Origin of the sequence: Rhizobium sp. BK289, assembly GCF_014193575.1 — a bacterium.
Taxonomy (GTDB): Bacteria; Pseudomonadota; Alphaproteobacteria; order Rhizobiales; family Rhizobiaceae; genus Rhizobium; species Rhizobium tropici_C.
Window position 1 is genome coordinate 77,790 of sequence record NZ_JACHZO010000009.1, and the last position, 22,774, is coordinate 100,563.

The 22,774-nt window shown below is 59.8% G+C and carries 16 protein-coding genes and 1 pseudogene; 4 read left to right on the forward strand and 13 right to left on the reverse strand.

Features of this window, described 5'->3' with window-relative positions; all coding sequences use genetic code 11:
* The first annotated feature begins 94 nt into the window (after positions 1-94).
* Positions 95-1,906 carry an extracellular solute-binding protein gene (locus FHT84_RS18685; protein ID WP_183763427.1) on the forward strand — a complete coding sequence of 604 codons (1,812 nt, stop codon included), beginning with the start codon at positions 95-97 and terminating at the stop codon, positions 1,904-1,906.
* A 91-nt stretch (positions 1,907-1,997) separates the two neighbouring features.
* On the forward strand, positions 1,998-2,669 hold the full coding sequence (locus tag FHT84_RS18690) for a DsbA family oxidoreductase (RefSeq protein ID WP_183763430.1): 672 nt from the start codon (positions 1,998-2,000) through the stop codon (positions 2,667-2,669).
* A 79-nt stretch (positions 2,670-2,748) separates the two neighbouring features.
* On the opposite strand, the gene FHT84_RS18695 is transcribed toward FHT84_RS18690, so the two are convergent.
* Positions 2,749-3,336: a TetR/AcrR family transcriptional regulator gene (locus FHT84_RS18695; RefSeq protein WP_113249940.1), complete on the reverse strand. Its 588-nt coding sequence runs from the start codon at positions 3,334-3,336 to the stop codon at positions 2,749-2,751.
* 168 nt (positions 3,337-3,504) lie between these two features.
* Here FHT84_RS18695 and FHT84_RS18700 point away from each other — a divergent pair.
* Positions 3,505-3,926, forward strand: a pseudogene (locus FHT84_RS18700) (RidA family protein).
* A 91-nt stretch (positions 3,927-4,017) separates the two neighbouring features.
* On the opposite strand, the gene mfd reads toward FHT84_RS18700, so the two are convergent.
* Entirely contained in the window at positions 4,018-7,518 is a 3,501-nt protein-coding gene (gene mfd, locus FHT84_RS18705; RefSeq protein ID WP_113249938.1) for a transcription-repair coupling factor, read from the reverse strand.
* Positions 7,515-7,829, reverse strand: a complete 315-nt coding sequence (locus FHT84_RS18710; RefSeq protein ID WP_112340784.1) for a succinate dehydrogenase assembly factor 2 — start codon at positions 7,827-7,829, stop codon at positions 7,515-7,517. The genes mfd and FHT84_RS18710 overlap by 4 nt, the downstream gene beginning before the upstream one ends.
* A gap of 173 nt (positions 7,830-8,002) precedes the next feature.
* Between FHT84_RS18710 and recG the strand changes: the two genes are divergently transcribed.
* Positions 8,003-10,108, forward strand: a complete 2,106-nt coding sequence (recG, locus tag FHT84_RS18715; RefSeq protein ID WP_183763433.1) for an ATP-dependent DNA helicase RecG — start codon at positions 8,003-8,005, stop codon at positions 10,106-10,108.
* Between the two features lie 42 nt (positions 10,109-10,150).
* Here recG and FHT84_RS18720 read toward each other — a convergent pair whose 3' ends face one another.
* The 10 genes from FHT84_RS18720 to FHT84_RS18765 all read right to left on the reverse strand — a co-directional run bounded on the left by FHT84_RS18720 (position 10,151) and on the right by FHT84_RS18765 (position 22,743).
* Positions 10,151-11,647: an esterase-like activity of phytase family protein gene (locus FHT84_RS18720; protein ID WP_183763437.1), complete on the reverse strand. Its 1,497-nt coding sequence runs from the start codon at positions 11,645-11,647 to the stop codon at positions 10,151-10,153.
* 228 nt (positions 11,648-11,875) lie between these two features.
* Entirely contained in the window at positions 11,876-12,577 is a 702-nt protein-coding gene (locus tag FHT84_RS18725) for a DUF502 domain-containing protein (protein ID WP_183763440.1), read from the reverse strand.
* 176 nt (positions 12,578-12,753) lie between these two features.
* A complete protein-coding gene (gene glmS, locus FHT84_RS18730; RefSeq protein WP_183763443.1) occupies positions 12,754-14,580 on the reverse strand; it encodes a glutamine--fructose-6-phosphate transaminase (isomerizing) in 1,827 nt (608 codons plus the stop codon).
* A gap of 115 nt (positions 14,581-14,695) precedes the next feature.
* A complete protein-coding gene (gene glmU, locus FHT84_RS18735) occupies positions 14,696-16,057 on the reverse strand; it encodes a bifunctional UDP-N-acetylglucosamine diphosphorylase/glucosamine-1-phosphate N-acetyltransferase GlmU (RefSeq protein WP_112340787.1) in 1,362 nt (453 codons plus the stop codon).
* Positions 16,058-16,160: 103 nt separating this feature from the next.
* The gene (locus tag FHT84_RS18740; RefSeq protein WP_112340788.1) at positions 16,161-16,907 is read right to left on the reverse strand and encodes a FadR/GntR family transcriptional regulator; all 747 of its coding nucleotides are present in this window, start codon (positions 16,905-16,907) and stop codon (positions 16,161-16,163) included.
* Between the two features lie 16 nt (positions 16,908-16,923).
* Complete coding sequence (gene yjfF, locus FHT84_RS18745; protein WP_112340789.1) at positions 16,924-17,892, reverse strand: galactofuranose ABC transporter, permease protein YjfF; 969 nt, start codon at positions 17,890-17,892, stop codon at positions 16,924-16,926.
* Positions 17,889-18,914, reverse strand: a complete 1,026-nt coding sequence (locus tag FHT84_RS18750; RefSeq protein WP_112340790.1) for an ABC transporter permease — start codon at positions 18,912-18,914, stop codon at positions 17,889-17,891. The genes yjfF and FHT84_RS18750 overlap by 4 nt, the downstream gene beginning before the upstream one ends.
* Positions 18,911-20,434 (reverse strand): galactofuranose ABC transporter, ATP-binding protein YtfR, encoded by a 1,524-nt coding sequence (gene ytfR, locus FHT84_RS18755; RefSeq protein WP_183763446.1) that lies wholly within the window; start codon positions 20,432-20,434, stop codon positions 18,911-18,913. Before ytfR ends, FHT84_RS18750 begins: the two co-directional genes overlap by 4 nt.
* Before the next feature lie 128 nt (positions 20,435-20,562).
* Positions 20,563-21,525, reverse strand: coding sequence for a galactofuranose ABC transporter, galactofuranose-binding protein YtfQ (gene ytfQ, locus FHT84_RS18760; protein WP_112340792.1), 963 nt, complete (start codon positions 21,523-21,525; stop codon positions 20,563-20,565).
* Positions 21,526-21,666: 141 nt separating this feature from the next.
* The gene (locus tag FHT84_RS18765) at positions 21,667-22,743 is read right to left on the reverse strand and encodes a BMP family ABC transporter substrate-binding protein (protein WP_112340793.1); all 1,077 of its coding nucleotides are present in this window, start codon (positions 22,741-22,743) and stop codon (positions 21,667-21,669) included.
* Positions 22,744-22,774: the final 31 nt, after the last annotated feature.

A 22,774-nucleotide genomic window follows, 5' to 3' on the forward strand; every position in this document is an offset into this window, starting at 1 on the left:
TCTGCCAAGTCCTAAGATTTCCGCAGTCGCGTGTTGAATTCGGCACGCTCGTGATAATGTTCGGCCGAATCGTACCCTTACCGGAAAGGATGCCATGCAAGCGCTCCGGATCGCTGTCCTCCTGTTCTTAGCAGCCTTGTGCAACGCCGCCGCGGCGCAACCGCTCTATAGCATTGCCACGCATGGAGATCCGGCCCTGCCGGCGGATTTCAAGCATTTCCCTTACGTCAATCCGGATGTGAAAAAGGGCGGGCGCATCAGCTATGGCGTGGTCGGCACCTTCGACAACCTGAACCCTTTCATTTTGAAGAGCATGCGCACCACGGCGCGCGGCATGTGGGATCCGGAATTCGGCAATCTCATCTATGAACCGCTTATGGTGCGCTCGCGTGATGAACCCTTCACGCTTTACGGATTATTGGCACAGACGGTCGAATGGGACGACAGCAGGAGCTACATCCAGTTCAACCTCAATCCCGCCGCCAAATGGTCCGACGGGCAGCCGGTCACGCCCGACGACGTGATCTTCACCTTCCAGCTCCTGCGTGAGAAGGGACGCATACCCTTCTCGTCCTGGCTCGACACGATCGGCTCGATCGAGAAGGTCGGCGAACATAGCGTCATGGTCCGATTCAACGAGAAGGCCAATCGCGAAACGCCCCTCATCATCGCCTCGTCGCTGCCGATCCTGCCGAAACATGCGACCAATTCCGACAATTTCGATCGGACCACGCTCGGCATTCCGGTCGGCTCCGGTCCGTATCGGGTGAAAAGCGTCGATCCCGGCCAGCGAATCACCTTCGAGCGCAATCCCGATTATTGGGGCAAGGACATTCCGACGAAGGTCGGCGTCGACAATTACGATCAGATCGTGGTGAGCTACTTCCTGCAGGACACGACCTTGTTCGAGTCCTTCAAGAAGGGCGACATCGATATCTATCCGGACGGCAGCCCCGCGCATTGGCAGCAGGCCTATAATTTCCCGGCCGTCGGCTCCGGCGCCGTCGTCAAGGAGACGTTTACGCCGAAGCTGCCGAGCGGCATGCTGGGCTTCGTCTTCAACATGCGCCGGCCGATGTTTGCCGACAAGAATGTGCGCAAGGGCCTGACACTCGCCTTCGATTTCGAATGGTTCAATCGCAATCTGGCTTCCAGCGCCTATACACGAACGGAAAGCTACTGGCAGAATTCCGATCTGTCCTCCTTCGGCGTGCCTGCCAATGCCAACGAGCTTGCCATGCTTGGTGCAATCAAGAACCGTATCGATGCCGACGTGCTTGACGGCACCTACAAGCTGCCTGTCAGCGATGGCACCGGCCGTGACCGCAAAATCCTGCGCAAGGCGGTCAACTTCCTCAAACAGGGCGGCTATACGATCAAGGGCGAACGCATGGTCGACAGCGCCGGACGGCAGCTCGGCTTCGAGATCATGACGCAGAATGCGGATCAGGAGCGTATTGCCATCGCTTATCGCCGCTCGCTGGCGCTGCTCGGCATTGCCGTTACGATTCGCACCGTCGACGATTCGCAATATCAGCTGCGCACGACGAATTATGATTATGACATGATCATCAAATCCTATCCGTCGTCGCTGTCGCCAGGCATCGAACAAGTGCCGCGCTGGGGCTCTGCCGCTGCCAAGATGGCGGGCAGCCTGAACTTTGCCGGCGTCGAAGACCCGGACGTCGATACGCTGATCGATCACTTCCTGACGGCGCGCTCGGCCGATGATTTCCGCGACGCCGTGCGTTCCTTCGATCGCATGTTGCTTTCAGGCTATTATGTCGTGCCGCTTTACCATATCGCCCAGCAGTGGGTGGCACGGCGCAACCATATCGCCCATTCCGACGTACTGCCGCTCTACGGCTATTATCTGCCCGCATGGTGGGATGCCTCGGCTCAGTAATGCTGTGTGGTTCCCTTTCGGTAACCGGTTGAAGCTATCGGCACAAAGGCCTAGATGGTGAAGGCTAGCCCAAAACCGAAAGGACAAAACCATGGAACGCATTACGATCGACATCGTCTCGGACGTTGTCTGCCCATGGTGCTATCTCGGCAAGGCCCGCCTGGAGCTTGCCATCGCCGAGGTACAGGACGAAGTGGGCGTGGATCTCAACTGGCGGCCCTATCGTCTGAACCCCGACTATCCGCCTGAGGGCGTCGACCAGAAGAAGGCGCTCGAGCAGAAGCTTGGCGGCGCGGAACGTGTTGCGCAGGGACACAAGATGCTGACAGATCTCGGCCGCGAGGTCGGCATCAAGTTCGATTTCGACGCCATCAAGATCGGCCCCAACACACTCGATGCGCACCGCCTCATCCACTGGGCCGTCACCGAAAGCCGCGAGAAGCAGGACAAGGTGGTCGATGCGCTCTTCAAGGCCAATTTCGAAGAGGGCCGCAATGTCGGCGATCATGCCGTACTGCTCGATATTGCCGAAAAGGCCGGTCTCGACCGTTCCGTCATATCAACCCTGCTCGCCTCCGATGCGGATCGCGATCTGATTATTGGCGAAATCGACGCCGCCCAGAAGATCGGCGTCAACGGCGTGCCCTTCTTCATCTTCGACCAGCAATATGCCGTCAGCGGCGCGCAGACCCCGGACGTGCTTGCCGGGGCGTTGCGCGATATCGCAAAGATGAAGACGGAAGCGCGCTCGGGAATGAACTAGGCGGGATTCCGCGTTTCGATCATAGCTGCAAGAGATTCCACGAATCGCAGATCGCGGAAATAGCCGAGCATAGCCGGCATCAGGTCTTTGCCAGCAATCCCGAAGCCATTGCGCGGAAGGCCTCTATCGCCTTGGGCAGCACGTCCGCCGGTTTATCGCTGGCGGCAACCCAGAGGGCAGCATTCAGCGCTGCGCCTGAAATGAGGCGGGCTGCCGCCTCGGGATCGACCGGCTTGACCACCTCTTGTTCCAGAAGCTTCGAAACCGTCTGCCGGGTCCCCGCGAGACAGCTGTTCTGGCTGGGCCATTTCGAGGGATCACCGAGCACCGCCGGCCCATCAAGCAGGACGATGCGCTGGACCTCCGGATCGAGAGCCATCTTGATATAGGCCTCACCTTCCGCAAGCAGGCCTTGCCAGTCACCGTCCGCTTGTGCGCCGATCTCCTTCGCCCGCAGTGCCATCTCATGATCGATTTGATCGACGACGGCGGCGAGCAATCCCCGTTTGTCGCCAAAATTATGATAGAGGGCCCCTCTCGTCAGACCGACATCTGCCGTCAGCTCGTCCATCGATGCCGCGGCGAAGCCTTTTTCGGCAAAAGCTTTCCGCGCAGCGGCAATCAGCTTGTTGCGATTTTCTTCCATCTTTTCCAGACGCTTTGCCATATCACTCTCAAATTCACATACGTTTCGTATTTGAAATATTGACATACGCCGCGCATATGAATATTTCACATACACACCGTATATCAAATCACACGGCGCTTTGGAATGGCTGCCAAAGCTTGTGTCCTTCTGATCTTTTCCCCTCAACACGAATAGGAGGCGAATATAATGACGACCAGGAATGCAATTTTCCCGAAGAACAGACATGCGCTTTATGAGGAGCACGGCTATTCCGCTGCAATCCGTTCGGGCGACCTGCTGTTCGTCTCCGGCCAGGTCGGTAGCCGTGCGGATGGAAGTCCGGAGCCGGATTTCGAAAAGCAGGTTCAACTTGCCTTCGACAATCTGAGAGCAACCCTGGAAGCCGCAGGATGCACCTTCGACGACATCATCGATGTCACCACGTTTCACACCGATCCGGAGCGGCAGTTCGGCGCGATCATGACCGTCAAGAACCGGATTTCACCGAAAAGCCTTATCCGAACTGGACGGCAGTTGGCGTCAACTGGCTGGCGGGCTTCGATTTTGAAATCAAGGTCATAGCGCGGATTCCAGATGCTGGGGAGATGCGTGAGCCACAGGCGGCTTGAGGATATGGTCAGTTTCGGCCCGCAGCGGAAAATGGTTGCGGCGGGCCGGCCCTTCATCAGCCGCAAAACTGCTGGCTGAGAGAGACGCCTCCTACTTCGCCAATTCCGCCAGTTGCGTCATGACCACGGCCGCCCCCTGCAGTCGCTTTTCCGGCGTCGGCAGGTCGCGGGTCAGGAAGACACTGTGGTCGGGACGGATCTTTGCCATGGTGCCCTGCTTGGCGATATAGCCGACGAGGTTGGGCGGGTTCGGGAATTCCTTGTTGCGGAACTGCACGACGACACCCTTCGGGCCGGCGTCGAGCTTCTCGACATTGGCGATGCGGCAGAGCGACTTGATGTAGACGATCTTCAGAAGATGCTGCACCTCGATCGGCAAGGGGCCGAAGCGATCGATCATCTCGGCTCCGAAACTGTCGATTTCTTTCAGCTCGGTGATCTCGCCGAGACGACGATAGAGCGCCATGCGCAGATGCAGGTCGGGCACATAATCATCGGGGATCATGACCGGCGTGCCGACGGAGATCTGCGGCGACCAGCCGGTATCCTGGATCTCGTCGACGCCCTTGACCTCGGCGACGGCCTCCTCGAGCATCTGCTGGTAAAGTTCGAATCCGACTTCCTTGATGTGGCCGGACTGTTCCTCGCCGAGCAGGTTGCCGGCACCTCGGATATCGAGATCGTGGCTTGCCAGCTGGAAGCCGGCGCCGAGCGTATCCAGCGACTGCAGCACCTTGAGCCGGCGCTCCGCCGTTGTGGTCAGTACCTTGTTGACGGGCAGCGTGAAGAGCGCAAAGGCGCGGACCTTGGAGCGACCGACGCGGCCGCGGAGCTGATAGAGCTGGGCCAAGCCGAACATGTCGGCGCGGTGGACGATCAGCGTATTGGCCGTCGGCACATCGAGGCCGGATTCGACGATGGTGGTGGAGAGCAGCACGTCATAACGGCCTTCGTAGAAGGCGTTCATGATGTCTTCCAGCTCACCGGCCGGCATCTGGCCATGGGCGACCGCCACCTTCAACTCCGGCACATCCGATTGCAGGAACGCATGGATATCAGCGAGATCGGCAAGACGCGGACAGACATAGAAGCTCTGGCCGCCGCGATAATGCTCGCGCATCAGCGTTTCGCGGATCACGAGGGAATCGAAGGGCGAAATGAAGGTGCGCACCGCCATGCGGTCGACCGGCGGCGTGGTGATGAGCGACAGTTCGCGTACACCGGTCATCGCAAGCTGCAAGGTGCGCGGGATCGGCGTCGCCGATAGCGTCAGCACATGCACGTCGCTCTTCAGCTCCTTCAGCCGCTCCTTGTGCTTGACGCCGAAATGCTGCTCCTCGTCGATGACGAGCAGGCCGAGATTGGCGAATTTGATACCGGCGCCGAGCAGCGCATGCGTGCCGACGACGATATCCGTCTTGCCTTCGGCCACTTCCTTCTTCGTCAGCGCCAGATCCTTGGCGCCAACCAGGCGGGATGCCTGCTGTACCCGGATCGGCAGGCCGCGGAAACGCTCGGAAAAGGTCTTGAAATGCTGCCGGGCAAGCAAGGTCGTCGGCACCACGACAGCGACCTGCACGCCATTCATGGCGGCGACGAAGGCAGCACGAAGCGCCACCTCTGTCTTGCCGAAACCGACGTCACCACAGACAAGGCGGTCCATCGGCCGGCCGGCGCCGAGATCCTCACGCACCGCCTCGATGGCGTTCATCTGGTCGTCGGTCTCGTCATAGGGGAAGCGTGCAGCAAACTCGTCGTAGAGCCCTTCGGGCGAGGTCAGCACCGGCGCATGGCGAGTCAGGCGCTCGGCCGCAACACGGATCAAGTCACCAGCGATATCCAGAAGGCGCTTCTTGAGCTTCGCCTTGCGCATCTGCCAGGCGCCGCCGCCGAGCTTGTCGAGCTGCGCCTCGGTGCCCTCGCCGCCAAAGCGCGAGAGCAGATCGATGTTCTCGACCGGCAGGAAGAGTTTGGCGTCGTCGGCATATTGCAGCTCAAGGCAGGCATGCGGTGCACCGGCAGCCTCGATGGTCCTGAGGCCAACGAAACGGCCGATGCCATGCTCGGCGTGAACGACAATCGAGCCTTCGTCGAGCCCCGCCACTTCCGAGATGAAATCGGCGGCGCGCTTACGGCGCTTGGAGCGGCGCACCATGCGGTCGCCGAGAATATCCTGCTCGCCGATGACGACGAGATCCCCAGCCTCGAAGCCGGCTTCGAGGCTGAGTACGGCGGCAGCCGCCTCGCCCTTCGCCAGGCCGCTGAGATCCTTGAAGGCCTCAATCGTCTTGACGCGCGCCAACCCGTGTTCGGAAAGCACCTGCAGGAGGCGATCGAGCGAACCTTCGGTCCAGGCCGAAATCAGCACCTTGCCGCCCGCCGCCCGCTTGTCGGCAATATGCTTGACGACCGCATCGAAGACGTTGACGCGCTCGCTATCGGCTGTGTCAGTCGCTGGCCGCGCCCAGCGCGGCCCCTGGCGGGCATCAAGCTCGATGACGCGGCGCGCCTCGCCCTCATGCTCGTTGAAGGGTGAGATGCGGATGGCGCCAAAGGCATCCAAAGCGCTGCCGAAAGCCTTGCCGTCGAGATAGAGCTGGCCGGGCGTAACCGGTTTATAGGGCGTGCCCTGCGCCATTTGCCCCTTGGCTTGCTGGCCGGAATGCAGGCGGGCATCGTAATAGTCGAAGACCAGCTTGGAACGCTCCTCGGCTGCCTCGCGCACGGTGTGATCCGTCACCAAACGGAAGCCCTTGAGATAGTCGAAAACCGTCTCGAGCTTCTCGTAGAAGAGCGGCAGCCAATGTTCCATGCCGGCATAGCGACGGCCTTCCGACACGGCGAGATAGAGCGCATCGTCGCGCGTGGCGGCGCCGAAGGCGGAAAGATAATTCTTGCGGAAGCGGCTGATCGTATCCGGCGTCAGCGTCACTTCGCTCATCGGATTGAGATCGAGCGAACGCACCTGCCCTGTCGTGCGCTGGCTTGCCGGATCGAAGCTGCGGATGCTTTCCAGCGTATCGCCGAAGAAATCCAGGCGTACCGGCTCTTCCGTGCCGGGAACGAAGACATCGAGAATGCCGCCGCGCACGGCATATTCGCCGACCTCGCGCACGGTCGCCACGCGATCGAAACCGTTGCGCTCCAGGCGGGCCGCGATGTCGTCCATCCGGACCTGATTGCCGGGACGGGCCGAGAACGCCAGGCTCTCAATAATGTCCTGTGGCGCCACCTTCTGCAGCATGGCATTGACGGTCACCAGCACGATCGCCGCATGCGGCTTGCGATGATGCGCGATCAGGCTGGACAAAGCCGCCAGGCGCCGCGCCGAGGTATCGGAACTCGGGGAAACGCGGTCGTAGGGAAGACAATCCCAGGCAGGCAGGGTGAGAACCGGGATTTCGGGCGCGATGAAGCCGAGCATCTGTTCGACATCGGCCATATGCTGGCCGTCGGACATGACATAGGCGATCGGCTGACCGGTCTTTGCCATTTCGGCAATCAGAAACGGCTCTAGGCCGGCCGGCACATGACCGACCGTCATCGGCTCGCTGGCGGCGAGCAGCTTCTTCGCGTCGAAACCGGGGATCATTTCGTTAATCCGAACCTTTCGGCGATCTCTTCGAAATCGGGCTTGTACGAGGCCAGACGCTGAAAAAGCGGCGTCTGCAGATGCTGCGGCGTCGGCTGGCTGCCGAGAATCCACTTGAGGAGATCATTGTCCTCTTCGGCCATGATGCGCTCGAGCTCATCCAGTTCAGCTTCAGCGAGGCCCGGCAGCTCATTATCGGCAAACTGGCCGAAGACCAGATCCATCTCGCGGATGCCGCGATGCCAGCAACGGAAAAGGATGCGCCGACGGCGAGGATCGAGATCGGCACTGCTGAGGGTCAGCCCAGTCATCAAAAACACCTTTATGTTGATGCGTCTCTATAAAACCAGTGCTCAAAGGTGGGAACCGGTTTTTCAGAAAAAAGCACCTGCAATGCAATTTTCCGGGGAGTGTTTGATACAATGGCGCCGAGTTCCCTACCGCCCCTTGCCAAATGCGCCCTGCCCGTCGCATTTTGCCGACCATGCGTCCCGCTATCCTCGATCCGCTGTTTGCCTCCATCTCTTCGCTGCCCGGCGTCGGGCCGAAGGTATCCGAGCTGCTGGTCAAGCTGCTCGACCGCGAGACGATCGACGATTGCCGGGTCATCGACCTGATTTTTCACGCGCCGCATTCGATCATCGATCGACGCGAGCAGCCCGGTATAGCCCGAGCGCCGCAGGGCGCAATTGTCACCATCACCGGCCGTGTCGACCGACATCAGCCGCCGCCCAATCCGCGTAGCAACGTTCCCTATCGCGTCTATATGCACGACGAGACCGGAGAATTGGCGCTGGTCTTCTTTCGCGGCAAGGCGCAATGGCTCGAAAAGCAGCTGCCGATCGATGAAACCGTCACCGTCAGTGGTAAGGTCGATTGGTTCAACGGCCGACCGTCCATGGTGCATCCCGACTATATCATGCGCGAGAGCGAGGCGGAAAACCTGCCGCTCGTCGAACCGGTCTATCCGCTAACCGCCGGCCTCACGCCGAAGTTCCTGCGCAAGACCATCGAGGCGGCGCTGCCGCGCATCCCGCAGCTGCCCGAGTGGGATGACATAGCCCTTACTCAGAAGCAGGGTTTCCCCTCGATCTCCGACGCCTTCCACATGCTGCATGCGCCGAGGGATGCGGCGGATATCGATCCGCAATCTCCCGCGCGCCGCCGGCTTGCCTATGATGAATTCCTGGCAGGGCAATTGTCGCTCTCTCTCGTGCGCCAAAGGCTACGCAAGGTTGCGGGGCAGCCGGTGCATGCAACTGGAGAAATCAGCCGCAAGATACTGGAATTCCTGCCCTTCTCGATGACGAACAGCCAGCGCGACGCAGTGGCCGATATTCTGAAGGATATGGCGGGCACCGAGCGCATGCTTCGGCTGCTGCAGGGCGACGTCGGCGCGGGCAAGACGCTGGTGGCCCTGATGGCTATCGCCGCCGTGATCGAAAGCGGTGGCCAGGCTGTGCTCATGGCACCGACCGAAATCCTCGCCCGCCAACACTTCGCCACCATTTCAAAATTCGCAGCGAATGCAAACCTTTCCGTCGAAGTTCTTACAGGCCGTACGAAGGGACGCGAGCGAGATGCGATCCTGGAGCGCATCGCCTCCGGCGAGGCGCAGATCATCATCGGCACGCATGCTCTGTTCCAGGACAGCGTCGCCTATGCCAACCTCATACTGGCCGTCGTCGACGAACAGCACCGCTTCGGCGTTCACCAACGCCTGCGCCTGACCGCGAAGGGTATCTCTCCCCATATGCTCGTCATGACCGCGACGCCCATACCGCGAACGCTTGTGCTCGCTGCCTTCGGCGATATGGACGTTTCGAAGCTCACCGAGAAGCCGGCGGGACGCAAGCCGATCCAGACGATCACCATTCCGAACGAGCGAACCGGCGACATAGTCGGTCGCCTGAAAAGCGCACTGTCCGAAGGTAAAAAAGCCTATTGGATATGCCCACTTGTGGAGGAATCCGAAGAATCCGATTTAATGTCGGTCGAGGAGCGCCATGAGACGTTGACCAAGGCGCTCGGACCGGGCATCGGCCTGATCCATGGCCGGATGAGCGGACCGGAAAAAGACGCCGTGATGATGGCCTTTAAGAATGGCGAGATCCGCCTGCTGGTCGCCACGACCGTCGTCGAAGTGGGCGTCGACATGCCGGACGCAACCATCATGGTCATCGAACATGCCGAGCGCTTCGGCCTGGCGCAGCTGCATCAGCTACGCGGCCGCGTCGGACGTGGCGACGAAGCCTCGACCTGCATTCTGCTCTACAAAGGGCCGCTCGGCGAAACCGGACATGCGCGGCTGTCGATCATGCGCGAGACGGAAGACGGCTTCCGCATTGCCGAGGAGGATTTGAAGCTGCGGGGCGAAGGCGAGCTTCTCGGCACGCGTCAGTCCGGCACACCAGGCTTCCGCATCGCCAGCCTGGAAGCCCATGCCGATCTTCTGGAAATCGCCCGCAAGGATGCAGCCTATCTCATCGAGCGCGATCCGGAGCTGACCAGCGAGCGTGGCAGTGCGGTACGCACCCTGCTCTATCTCTTCCGTCGCGACGAAGCGATCCGGTTCCTGCGAGCGGGGTAAGCGGATGGACGCGTTAGCCGCGCCCATCGGCATTTCGTCAGATCACTTTGCGGCGAGGCCGGGAATGGTCACCTGGAATACCTGGAACATGGTGTCTACATCGCCCCCGCCGTCACCCTTGTAGGCCGCGCCCACCTGATAGCCATCCTGGGTCAGGAAGTCGTTGTCATTGGCGACGAACAGGAAGTAATCGTCCGGCAGCTTCGGATCCTGAACGCTGACGAGCGACATGGCCTCCCATTTTTCCGAGAGGTTGTTGCGGTCGTTCGGCGCGCCATTATGAAGGCCGAAGCGAGCGAGATCGGCGCTGTCGTTGATATCGATGAACTGGCTAACCGTGGCCGGCTTTACCGAGGCGTCAAGAACACCCTTGGGCGCGACCGCCGTATCGGCATCGAACTTGCTGCCGGCGATGTCGGTCGCAGCCGACACGTCGACGGCGACGATGCTGCGGTAGAGCGACTTGTCGCCCTTTACGCCGTAACCGTTGTTGCTGTCGCGCGCCAGCATCAGGAAGCTTGTCGGCGAGAGCGCATAGATTTCGCTCTGGGCGGCAACAGCCGTTTTGCCCTTGTCATTCGTGAAGACCGGCAGCGGCACGACATATTCATGAACCAGCTTCAGATTTGCCGGATCGGCAGCATCATAGACCAGCGCGCGGGTGTTCTGGCGCGTGGAGCTGGAATCGCCGCCATCCTGGCGCGTTGCAGACTGCAGCACGGCGATCAGGAACTTGCCGTCCGGCGTCAGCGACATGCCTTCCAGACCCTGGTTGTTCTGGCGGCCGCTCGTCGGGTCCTTCGGATCCGGAGCGGTTTCACCGGGACCCGGGTTGTTGGAAGCGAAGTTGACAGCGCCGTTGCGCATCGGCAGCAAGGCGGCTGGCGGAGGGGTGGCGGACATCATGCGGCCATCGGCGGCAAAGCGGTAGATATAGGGACCATATTCGTCGCTGATGAACATCGTGCCGTCGGGCAGCCGTGCGATCGCTTCCGTGTCGAGCGAGATCTTGCCGTTCGGCGCCTGGGGCAGCAGCGGCATCGCGCCCTCCGCCTTGCGGGTGCCATTGGCCGGATCGAGGCCGGTGGTGTCGGCGCCCTTGTCATCCTTCAGAAGCAGGGTGTCGGAAAGCTTGGCGTCGACGCCTGCCTGTTCCTTGCCGGCCGGCGGCGTCGCGCCAGGCGCGACCGGGCTCAAAGTGACGTCGATCGTGTTCAGGCGCGGACGATAGTCGGTCGTGCCGACAGCATTGTAGCCGCGGTCCGGCAGCAGCCAGAGCGAACCCTTATAGGTGCCGTCGGCATTGCGAACCCAGCTCTTGGTATCGATCGACATGCCTGAACCGGAGCCGAAGGTCTCGCCGAACTTGTCACGCAGGTTGGAGGGGATGCGGCCGACCGCAACACGTCCCTTGTTGACAAGCGTCACGCCCTGGACCGCGATGGAACTATCCGCAAGCGCCGCGACCGGCGCAGAAAAAACAAATGTGGCAAGCACAGCCGACAACAGCGGCAAGCTCTTGGAACGCATAGATTTCAAGACAATATCCTCCGATGAAAATATCTATGGAGACAATGAGATCCATCTCCGGCCCTCTCTCGAGCCGTGTCGAGAAACAACAGCCCGGGTCGAAACTCCGCACGTTCGATGATGAGATGCATCCGATTGCCTGTCCCGTACGACGGTCTAAGGCGTCAATATGATAGGGACATGACAGCTCGCGCGATACGCGAGGCCAGGCAACCTACGACAGGAGCGGGAGCGTCTCTAAGTCAGGGATTTTATCGGAACGGGCCTGGGCAGCCCCTTCGCCGCAACCAGCTCTTCCTTGTATTCGGGCGAAACCAGGCCGCCAGATATCAGCAGCTTGGCGCCATCCTCCGGGCTCATGTCGAGCACCGTGATCTTTTCGCGTGGAACGAAAACCAGAAAGCCGGCCGTTGGCACGGGTGTCGGCGGCAGGAAGACCGCCACCATGTCCTGACCCATGGCATTGAATTTCGAAGCAATCTCACCCTTGGCATCCGTCGATATGAACACCATGGACCAGAGACCGGGGCTCGGATATTCGATCAGCCCCACCTTCTTGAACGACGTACCCTGCTCCTTCAGCACGGTCTCGAAGATCTGCTTGACGCTCTTGTAGATGGTCCGCACCAAAGGCACGCGATTGACGATCGACTCGCCGAAGCGGACGATACTCTGGCCGATCAGGTTCTTGGCCAGAAAACCGACGATCGTGATGAAGATCATCGCGATCACCAGGCCGGTACCGGGAACGGCGAAGTTCAGATAGCTTTCGGGATCGTAACGCGCGGGAATATAGGGGCGAACCCAGCTATCGGCCCAATGGACGACAGACCAGGTCAGCCACAGTGTGATGGCGATCGGAGCGCATATAATCAGGCCGGCCAGGAAATTGTTTCTGACCCGCGTGGTTACGGACATTTTGATGAGTTTTTCAGTCATTCGCCGCTCGAAAACTCCGTTCCGTCGCTACCGCTATCCGGCAAATTCACCCCACCATCTCCGTGAGCGAATCGTGCCAGAAATCAGCGCGGCATACAACCCGCCAGCTGCGTCTGCGAGCCGAACAAACGATAGGCTCACGACGACGTGACGGCAAATGTGCGACGGAAAGAATCCTATTCCACGGTGACCGATTTGGCGAGGTTGCGCGGCTGATCGACATCCGTCCCCATGAAGACCGCGGTATGATAGGCAAGCAGCTGAATCGGTAGTGAGAAGATGATCGGAGCGATGATCTCATCGACGACCGGCAGCGCAATCGTCGCCATCGTCGGCAATGTCGAGGCGGCTGCCCCCGCTTCATCGGTGATGAAAATGATTCGACCGCCACGTGCCGCCACTTCCTGCATATTGGAAACGGTCTTGTCGAAAAAGCGGTCGTGCGGCGCGATGACGATGACGGGCATATTCTCGTCGATCAGGGCAATAGGACCGTGCTTCAGCTCGCCGGCCGCATATCCCTCGGCGTGGATGTAGGAGATTTCCTTCAGCTTCAGCGCGCCTTCCATGGCGAGCGGGAAGCTCGTGCCGCGACCGAGATAGAGCACATCCTTGAACTTCGAAATCTCGCGCGCCAGGCCTTCCATCTGCGGCTGGATGATATTCAGGACATTGGCCATGATGCGCGGCATCTCGACGAGATGGCGCACCATTTCCTGTTCCTGCGCAGCGTTGACGGTACCTCGAGCGATACCCGCTCCGATCGCCAGCGAAGCAAGAACGGCAAGCTGGCAGGTGAAGGCTTTCGTCGAGGCAACGCCGATCTCGGGGCCGGCCATGATCGGAAATACAGCATCGGACTCGCGCGCGATGGTCGATTCCTTGACGTTGACGACCGCACCGATTTTGAGGCCGTGATCCCGGCAATAGCGCAGCGAGGCAAGCGTATCGGCCGTTTCACCGGATTGCGAGATGAAGAGTGCCGCCTGCGAGGGCAACAAAGGCATTTCGCGGTAGCGGAATTCTGAGGCCACGTCGATTTCGACCGGCAGGCGCGCATATCGCTCGAACCAGTATTTGCCGATCAAGCCGGCAAGATAAGCCGTACCGCAGGCGGAAATTGCCAGGCCCGAGACATTGCCGAAATCGATCGCCGATGCGCTTGGGCGTACCCGGTGGCTAGCGAAATCGACATATTGGCTGAGCGCGTGCGAAATGACCTCCGGCTGCTCGTAGATTTCCTTCTCCATGAAGTGGCGATGGTTGCCCTTGTCGACCACATAGGCGGTTGCCTGCGAAATCTGCCGCGGCCTCGTCACTTCATTGCCGTTGAAATCGAGAATGGTCGCGCCGGCATGGGTGACGATCGCGCAGTCGCCGTCGACGAGATAGCTGACCTCGTTGGTGAAGGGCGCGAGGGCAATCGCATCCGAACCGAGGAACATTTCGCCCTTGCCGTAACCCACGGCAAGGGGCGGGCCGGAACGCGCCGCGATCAACGTGTCAGGATCGTTCTCGAACATCACGGCCAGTGCGTAGGCACCAGTCACGCGGTTCAGCATCTTCAGCATTGCGGCGCGGGGATCCAGACCTTCGCGGATATGGTTTGCGAGCAGGTGCGCAACCACTTCCGTGTCTGTCTGCGAAGCAAATACCTTGCCTTCGGCCTTCAACTCCTCGCGCAATTCGGAGAAGTTTTCGATGATGCCGTTATGGACGACGGCGACGCCTTCCACGAAATGCGGGTGGGCATTGGTTTCGTTCGGAACGCCGTGCGTGGCCCAGCGCGTATGGGCAATCCCCGTCGTGCCGGGCAGAGGATCAGTCTCCAGCCGCTTCTCCAGATTGAAGAGCTTTCCTTCCGCGCGGCGGCGATCCATCACGCCGTCATGGATCGTCGCGACGCCGGCCGAATCATAGCCGCGGTATTCGAGGCGCCGCAGCGCGTCCACCAAGCGGTCCGCTACAGGCTTCGTTCCGACGATCCCAACAATGCCGCACATACAACTCTCCGTCTGGCCTCAGATATGAGGGCAAGTCCTAATCATTCCTGCAATTTTCTCAATTGCCGCAACGGTCACTTTCGATTTCTGACCGTTACGCGGATCGCCCAAGAGTTTAGTGGCCGGCCTTCTTGGCTGCCTTGATAGCAAGGGCCCGCTCGCGAATGAGCTTGGCGCGTTCCGGCTTCACCTCCTGGCGCGCACGCCCGAAGGCCAGCGCATCGGCGGGAACATCGTCGGTGATAACGCTGCCGGACGCAATGTAGGCGCCATCACCGATGCGGATGGGTGCCACGAGCGATGAATTGGACCCGACGAAGGCATTGGCGCCGATATGGGTTTCGTGCTTGTTCACGCCATCATAATTGCAGGTGATCGTGCCGGCACCGATGTTGCTGGCGGCACCCACCGTCGCGTCGCCGATATAGGTCAGATGATTGACCTTGGCGCCCTCGCCGATCTTGCCGTTCTTGACCTCGCAGAAATTGCCGACCTTTGCGCCACGAGCGAGGTCCGCACCAGGGCGCAGCCTTGCAAATGGCCCGACGGTGGCACCTGCGCTGACATGTGCGCCCTCTATATGCGAGAAGGCGTGGACGATCGCGCCGCCTTCAATGACCGCGCCCGGGCCGAACACGACATTCGGCTCGATCAATGCATCCTGGCCGATAACGGTATCATAGGCCAAAAACACGGTCTCCGGCGCAATCATGGTGACACCGGACAGCATCAGCTCGTGCCGGCGCCGCTCCTGCCAGAGACGCTCGATGAAGGCGAGTTCGGCGCGGTTGTTGCAGCCAGTCATCTCGACTTCGGGTGCATCGACGGCCACGGCGCGCCCGCCCAGCGAACGGGCGATCTCGACGAGATCGGTGAGGTAGTATTCGCCCTTGGCATTATCATTGCCGATGCGGTCGAGCAGATCGAGCGCCTTGCGGCCGTTGATCGCCATCAGACCGCTATTGCACCAGGTCACCGCCAGTTCGGCGTCCGTTGCATCCTTTGCCTCGCGGATCGCGATCAATTCGCCATCCTTGACCAGCAACCGGCCATAGACATTCGGATTGTCGGTGTGAAAGCCGATGACGACGACGTCATTGCCTTCGGCCAGCCCCTGGCGCGCAGCGCGAAGCGGCGTGTCGGTCAGCAACGGCACATCGCCATAGGCAACGAGGATATCGTCGTATCCCCTGGCGATCGCTTCGCGCGCCGCCAGCACGGCGTGACCGGTGCCGAGGCGCTCCTTCTGCAGATAGGATTCGACGGTGATGCCGCCGATCGACGCTGCCGCAGTCACCTCATCGGCATTGCGCCCGACAACCAGCGCTGCCGCCGAAATATCCGTCTTGGCGATCGCCTCCATCACATGCGCGATCATCGGGCGACCGGCAATCGGATGCAGAACCTTCGATATCGACGATTTCATACGGGTACTGTCGCCGGCGGCGAGAATGATGGCGAGGCAGGTACGTTCCATTTCGGGCTCCGAGATATACGATCAGGCGTTGCCCGCTGACGAGCACAGTCACCCTCATAGCAACTAGTCGAGCGGCGAACTACGGCGAAATTAAAGGCAGAGCTCAGGCCTGGGCAAGAGCGGCGAAACCTTCGAGGACGTGCTGACGCCCATCGATGATCACAAACTCCATAGCCTTGTGCGCGGCCGGGCCGTCCCGCGCCGCGATGGCATCGACAATCGCCATATGCGTGTCGGCAATATTGGCAAAGCCATTGCTGGAAGGAGGCGCGCTCATGCGGAACATGCCGACCAATGCCGCCTCGATGAGTCCGCCGAGCGAGCGCATGAACGGGTTCTGCGACGCTTCGGTGATTGCCAGATGGAAATGCAGGTCGGCAACGGCAAGGCTGTCCGACGTATGATGCGAGGCGGCCATGGAGGCTGCGAGCCGGCGCAGGAGATCGATGTCCTCGCGGCTGGCCCGCTCCGCTACCAGGCTGGCGGCGAAAGGCTCGAAAGCCATGCGTATGTCATAGAGGTGGAGAAGGAACTCCTTGTTGACCCCGCTCTCGAAGTGCCAGTTAAGCACTTCATTATCGAACATGTTCCAATGAATTCTCTCGGTGACCCGAGTGCCGACACGTGCCCGCGGCACGATCAGCCCCTTTGCCGCAAGCGTCTTCATGCTTTCGCGCAGAACGGTGCGGGATACCTTGAATCGCTGCAGAAGCTCGCTGTCGCCAGGAAGAATGCTACCGATCGGAAAAGCGCCTGACACGATCGCCTTACCAAGATCGTCGACGACCTGAGCATGGCTCGTTCGCGTCTTTCTCTCGGGTTTTCTGGTATCAAGCAATCGGCTGCGCAAGCATTCTGTCCTTCCCTCAGGCGTATCGTCGATTGAAACGGGAAAGCAGCAGAAGGCCCTTCTGCATCAGAATAAATGCAAACAGCAATAAGCCGATCAATATCTTCGTCCACCAGCTGGAAAGCGTTCCATCGAAGGTGATGTAGGTCTGAATCAGGCCCTGTATGAGAATTCCGATGAGTGTTCCCCCGACGAACCCCGCTCCTCCCGTTAGCAGTGTTCCACCTATGACCACAGCAGCGATGGCGTCGAGCTCAACGCCAACGGTGGCAAGCGAATATCCAGCGGATGTATAGATCGAAAAAACGATTCCGGATAGACCGGCGAGAAAACCCGACAAAGCGTAGATCCGGATCGTCGTACGGCCGACGGGAACGCCCATGAGTTGCGCCGTCGGCACACCGCCGCCCAAGGCATAGACATTGGCACCGAAACGAGTGCGGTGAGCCAGGATAACGCCGCCGGCGAAGACGAGCAGCATGAGGCCACCGATCAATGTCAGCCGGCCGCCGCCAGGCATGAGCCAATAGAGATCGTTCAGCTGCGAATAGAAATCATGCTCGATCGGGATACTGTCGATGGACAGCACGAAGGCTATGCCGCGCGCCAGGAACATGCCGGCCAGCGTCACGATGAAGGGCGGCATGCTGAGATAATGGATGATGGCACCCATGCCGGCGCCGAAAATCGTCGTGATCACGAGGACCAGGGCGAACGCGACCAGGGGATGGATCGTCGTATCGCGAAAGATAACCGCCAGGAAAACGCCGGTAAAGGCAATGACCGAGCCGATGGACAGATCGATCCCGCCGGAAATGATCACGAATGTCATGCCGACGGCCGCAATCCCCAGAAAAGCATTGTCGGTCAATAGATTACCGATCACTCGCGTCGACAGCATGTTCGGATATTGCGTCACGCAGCCGGCATAGGCGAGGATGAAGATGACGATCGTCGCAAGCAGCGGAAGATATTTGGAATTCACTTTGCCTGCTCCTTTTGCACCATCCGCCCTTCGCCTCGGCGCCAGAAAAATGACATGGTGGATTGCATCGCCGGGGACTGGATGACCAGAATGACGATGACGATGACCGCCTTGATCACCAGATTGAACTCCGGCGGAAAGCCGGAGAGCAGGATGCCTGTATTGACCGATTGAATGATCATCGCGCCGATCAATGAACCGACGATGCTGAAACGGCCGCCAAGCAACGAATTGCCACCGACGACGACGGCGAGAATCGCGTCCAGCTCCAGCCACAGGCCGGCGTTATTGGCATCGGCTCCCTTGATATCGGCCGAAACGATGATGCCGGCGATAGAGGCACAAAGCCCGCTCAATGCATAAACCGCCATGAGCAGGACCGGGGTTTGGATACCTGACAGTGTGCTCGCCCGGCGGTTGATACCAATCGCTTCAACCAGCATCCCAAGCGCCGTGCGCCGGACGAGAAGGATCACGACGAGCGCAGCGACAAGCCAGATCACCACAGGCATCGGGAGTGCCGCGAAGGAACCGCTGCCGAGAAAGATCAGCCCGTCATTGTTGAAGGTGAGGATCGTACCCTCGGTAATCAATTGCGCGATGCCGCGACCGGCCACCATCAGCACCAGCGTCGCGATGATCGGCTGGATATCGAGCGCGGCGACCAGAAAGCCATTCCATAAGCCGCACGCCAGACCGATACCGACGGTCAGCAACAGAGTGTAGCTCAGCGAATAGCCGGAAACGATCGACGATGCCGCCACGGCACCACATATGGCAATCACCGCGCCGACCGAAAGATCGATCCCTTTGGTGGCGATAACCAGCGTCATGCCGATGGACAGCAGCGCCACCGGTGCGCCGCGATTGAGCACGTCAATCAGGCTCCCGTAGAGTCTTCCATTTTGAATTTCTAGATGAAAGAAATGCGGGAACATAATGAAATTCAACAGAAGAATTACCGCAAGCGCAATGAACTGCGGCAGCAACCGAAGCAAGGATGCCTTGATTTGCGAGCTCATGCGTCTTCCTTTGCATTCTGAGCCGTGGCAATGGCCTCGACGATATTTCCGGCTGATATCTCGCTGCCGGTCAACTCGGCAATATGTTCGCGGTCGCGCAGGACGATGACGCGTGAACTATAGGCGACAAGCTCCTCGAGTTCCGACGAAATGACTACCAGGGACATGCCCTGCCGGCAAAGATCTTCGATCAGCCGGATGATTTCCGCATGCGCGCCGACATCGATACCACGGGTCGGTTCGTCCAGGATCAGGAAATTCGGATTGGTCGCCAGCCATCGCGCCAGGATCGCCTTTTGCTGGTTGCCACCCGAAAGAAGACGGATGGGCTTTTCCCGATCGGTCGTGCGGATATCGAGCGCCTTGATGTAGCGGTCGGCGATGGCATTCTGCTCGCTGCGTGCGAGAGGCCTGGCCCAGCCGCGCCTGGCCTGCAGTGCCATGATGATATTCTCCCGGATGGAAAGATCGCCGATAATGCCATCCGTCTTGCGATCTTCCGGGCAGAAGCCGAAGCCGCGCTTGATCGCCGCGCGTGGGCTGGAAAGCGTAACGGTATTGCCATCGATCTTCGCTTCGCCGCTATCGGCACGCTCGACGCCGAAAAGCACTTCGGCGGTTTCGGTGCGTCCGGAGCCAAGCAGGCCGGCGATGCCGACCACCTCTCCGACATGAACCTCCATGTCGAAGGGCTTGATCTTGCCGCGCTTGCCGAAATTCGTGAAATGATATCTGACCGGGCCGCTTTCCGTCTCTGTCTGCTTGGCCGCACTTTCCGTCTCGGCAAGTTCGCGGCCGAGCATCATGGCGATCAAGGTCTGCCGCGGCAGACCATCCGCATCGCGCGTGCCGACCAGACGACCATTGCGAAGAACGGTGATGCGATCGCAGATCTCGTAGACCTGCTCCAGAAAATGCGTGATGAAGACGATTCCCAGGCCGCGCTCCTTCAGGCGCCTGACGATGCCGAACAGCATCTCGACTTCATGCGTGTCGAGACTCGCGGTCGGCTCGTCGAGAATCAGCACTTTGCCGGAGAGATCGACGGCGCGGGCAATCGCGATCACCTGCTGTATGGCAACGGAGAAACGGTCCAGCTGGCGGCTGACATCGATATCCATGCCATATTGCGACAACAGGTCTCTCGCCATGCCGTTCATGATGCGGCTGCTGACCATGCCGAACCGCTGCGGCTGGCGACCGAGGAACAGGTTCTCCGCCACGCTTAGATTGGGAAGCAGGTTCACTTCCTGATAGACTGTTCCGATGCCCAGCTTTTGCGCCGCCAGCGTGTCGTGAGGATCGATCTCGGCGCCGTCGAGAACCAGAGTGCCGCCGTCGCGGCGATAGGCGCCTGTCATGCACTTGATCAGCGTGGATTTTCCGGCACCGTTCTCGCCAAGCAGCGCGTGAACCTCGCTGCGCATCAATGTGAAATCAACGTGATCGAGAGCGGTCGAACCGGGAAAATATTTACAAAAGCCTGTCGCTGTCAGAAGTCGCTCGATGTCTTGAGCCATGAAGCGCTGATATCCTTGCATTGAGCCAATGGGCGAAAGCGATAGCCGGCGCATTGCGTCGATGCGCCGGCATCTTGAACAAGAATGCGCACCGGCGGCTCTGCCAGCCGGTGCGATCAGCTTTTGTCTTAGTAGCCGAGGTCCTTCTTCTGCTCGTAGACCTTCTGCGGATCATCGGCCTGGGTGTAGAGCTTGGACTCGGTCTGGATCCACTTCGGCGGCTCCTTCTTGCTTTTCAGATAGGCGTCGAGCGCATCGAAGGCGGGACCAGCCATGTTCGGCGTCAGTTCGACAGTGGCGTTCGCCTCGCCGGCAGTCATCGCTTTGAAGATATCCGGAACCGAATCGATTGACACGACCAGGATATCCTTGCCCGGCTTCAGGCCGGATTCCTTGATCGCCTGGATTGCACCGACGGCCATATCGTCGTTATGAGCATAGAGCGCGCAGATATCCTTGCCGCCGTTTTCAGCCTTCAGAAAGCTTTCCATCACTTCCTTGCCCTTGGCGCGGGTAAAATCGCCGGTCTGGCTGCGAACGATCTTCAGGTTGTCGTGACCCTTGATGGCTTCCTCGAAGCCCTTCTTGCGGGCGATGGCCGGCGAGGAACCGGTCGTGCCCTGCAGCTCGACGACATTGCACTTCTTGTCGCCGACCGTCTTGACGAGCCAGTCGCCGGCAACCTTGCCCTCATGAACCAAGTCGGACGTGACAGCGGTCAGATAAAGGTCCTTCGGCGCGTTGACCGTGCGGTCAAGCAGGATGACGGGGATCTTGGCCTCCTTGGCTTCCTTCAGGACAGCATCCCAGCCGGTCTCGACCACAGGCGCAAGCAGGATCGCATCGACGCCCTGCGCGATGAACGAGCGGATCGCTTTGATCTGGTTTTCCTGCTTCTGCTGCGCGTCAGCGAATTTCAGGTCGATGCCGCGCTTCTTGGCTTCCTGCTTCGTCAGCGTCGTTTCGGCCGCACGCCAACCAGACTCCGAACCGATTTGCGAGAATCCGACGACCAGGTCTTTAGCCGATGCCGACGTGAACATGCAGGCAGCGAGCATCGTCGCACTGATCAGTGCAGTCTTCAACTTCATGATTTCCTCCCAAAGGCCATTTCCTCAGGCCAAGGTTTAAAAATCATATAGTAATACTTTTGTAAATCGGCATTCGATGTTGCAGCGCAACAAAAAGGGGCATTTAAAACGCCCCTTCTCAACTTAAACTATTTGGCCCGCTTATTTCGAAGCCGGCAGTTTGTCGTCGACCCCTTCGATGTAGAAGTTCATGCCAAGCAGCGTGCCGTCATCGGCCTTTTCGCCTGCCTTCAGCCAAGGGGTTCCGTCCTGCTTGTTGATCGGGCCGGTGAAGGGCGCGAGCTCGCCGGACTTGATCTTGGCTTCGGTTTCCTGAGCCATCTTCTTCACGTCGTCGGGCATGTTGGTGTAGTCAGCCATCTTCAAGATGCCGTCCTTGAGGCCGTCCCAGCTCTGTTCGGACTTCCAGGTGCCGTCGAGCAGCGCGTGAACGCGCTTGGAGTAATAGTTACCCCAGGTGTCGACGATTGCCGTCAGCTGTGCCTTCGGGCCAGCCTTGATCATGTCGGAAGCCTGGCCGAAAGCATGGATGCCACGCTCTTCAGCCACCTGCATCGGCGCCGTCGTATCGGTGTGCTGCGTCAGGATATCGACACCCTGGTCGACCATGGCCTTGGCGGCGTCTGCTTCCTTGCCCGGATCGAACCAGGTGTTGACCCAGACGACCTTGAGCTTGAAGCTGGGATCGATCGAGCGCGCGCCCTGTTCGAAGGAATTTATGCCCATCACGACTTCCGGAATCGGGAAGGACGCGATGTAAGCGGCACCATGATTCTTCGACGTCTTGGCGGCGATCTGGCCCAGGATGTAACGGCCTTCATAGAAGCGCGAGTTGTATGTCGCGAGATTCGGGCCGCTCTTGAACCCGGTCGCATGTTCGAACTTCACCTTCGGGAACTTGGCGGCAACCTTGACGGTCGCGTCCATGAAGCCGAATGAGGTGGAGAAGATCAGCGAGCAGCCGGAACGGGCAAGACGCTCGATGGCGCGTTCGGCATCCGGGCCTTCCGGCACGTTTTCGAGATAGGGCGTCTCGATCTTGTTGCCGAACTCCTTCTGGACCTGCTGGCGGCCGAGATCATGCGCCTGCGAATAACCGCCATCCGTATGCGAGCCGACATAGACGAAGCAGACCTTGGTCGGCGCTGCTTCAGCAGCGGCCGCAAAGCCGATGATGGCAGCGGCTGTCGTTGTGAGGGCGAGTGCTAGTTTCTTCATGGTTACCCCTGTTGGTTTGACACTATGAAAT

Coding starts and splice junctions, on each gene's coding strand:
- FHT84_RS18685 (WP_183763427.1), top strand. CDS start 95: ATGCAAGCGCTCCGGATCGCTGTCCTCCTGTTCTTAGCAGCCTTGTGC.
- FHT84_RS18690 (WP_183763430.1), top strand. CDS start 1,998: ATGGAACGCATTACGATCGACATCGTCTCGGACGTTGTCTGCCCATGG.
- FHT84_RS18695 (WP_113249940.1), bottom strand. CDS start 3,336: ATGGCAAAGCGTCTGGAAAAGATGGAAGAAAATCGCAACAAGCTGATT.
- mfd (WP_113249938.1), bottom strand. CDS start 7,518: ATGATCCCCGGTTTCGACGCGAAGAAGCTGCTCGCCGCCAGCGAGCCG.
- FHT84_RS18710 (WP_112340784.1), bottom strand. CDS start 7,829: ATGACTGGGCTGACCCTCAGCAGTGCCGATCTCGATCCTCGCCGTCGG.
- recG (WP_183763433.1), top strand. CDS start 8,003: ATGCGTCCCGCTATCCTCGATCCGCTGTTTGCCTCCATCTCTTCGCTG.
- FHT84_RS18725 (WP_183763440.1), bottom strand. CDS start 12,577: ATGACTGAAAAACTCATCAAAATGTCCGTAACCACGCGGGTCAGAAAC.
- glmS (WP_183763443.1), bottom strand. CDS start 14,580: ATGTGCGGCATTGTTGGGATCGTCGGAACGAAGCCTGTAGCGGACCGC.
- glmU (WP_112340787.1), bottom strand. CDS start 16,057: ATGGAACGTACCTGCCTCGCCATCATTCTCGCCGCCGGCGACAGTACC.
- FHT84_RS18750 (WP_112340790.1), bottom strand. CDS start 18,914: ATGAGCTCGCAAATCAAGGCATCCTTGCTTCGGTTGCTGCCGCAGTTC.
- ytfR (WP_183763446.1), bottom strand. CDS start 20,434: ATGGCTCAAGACATCGAGCGACTTCTGACAGCGACAGGCTTTTGTAAA.
- ytfQ (WP_112340792.1), bottom strand. CDS start 21,525: ATGAAGTTGAAGACTGCACTGATCAGTGCGACGATGCTCGCTGCCTGC.
- FHT84_RS18765 (WP_112340793.1), bottom strand. CDS start 22,743: ATGAAGAAACTAGCACTCGCCCTCACAACGACAGCCGCTGCCATCATC.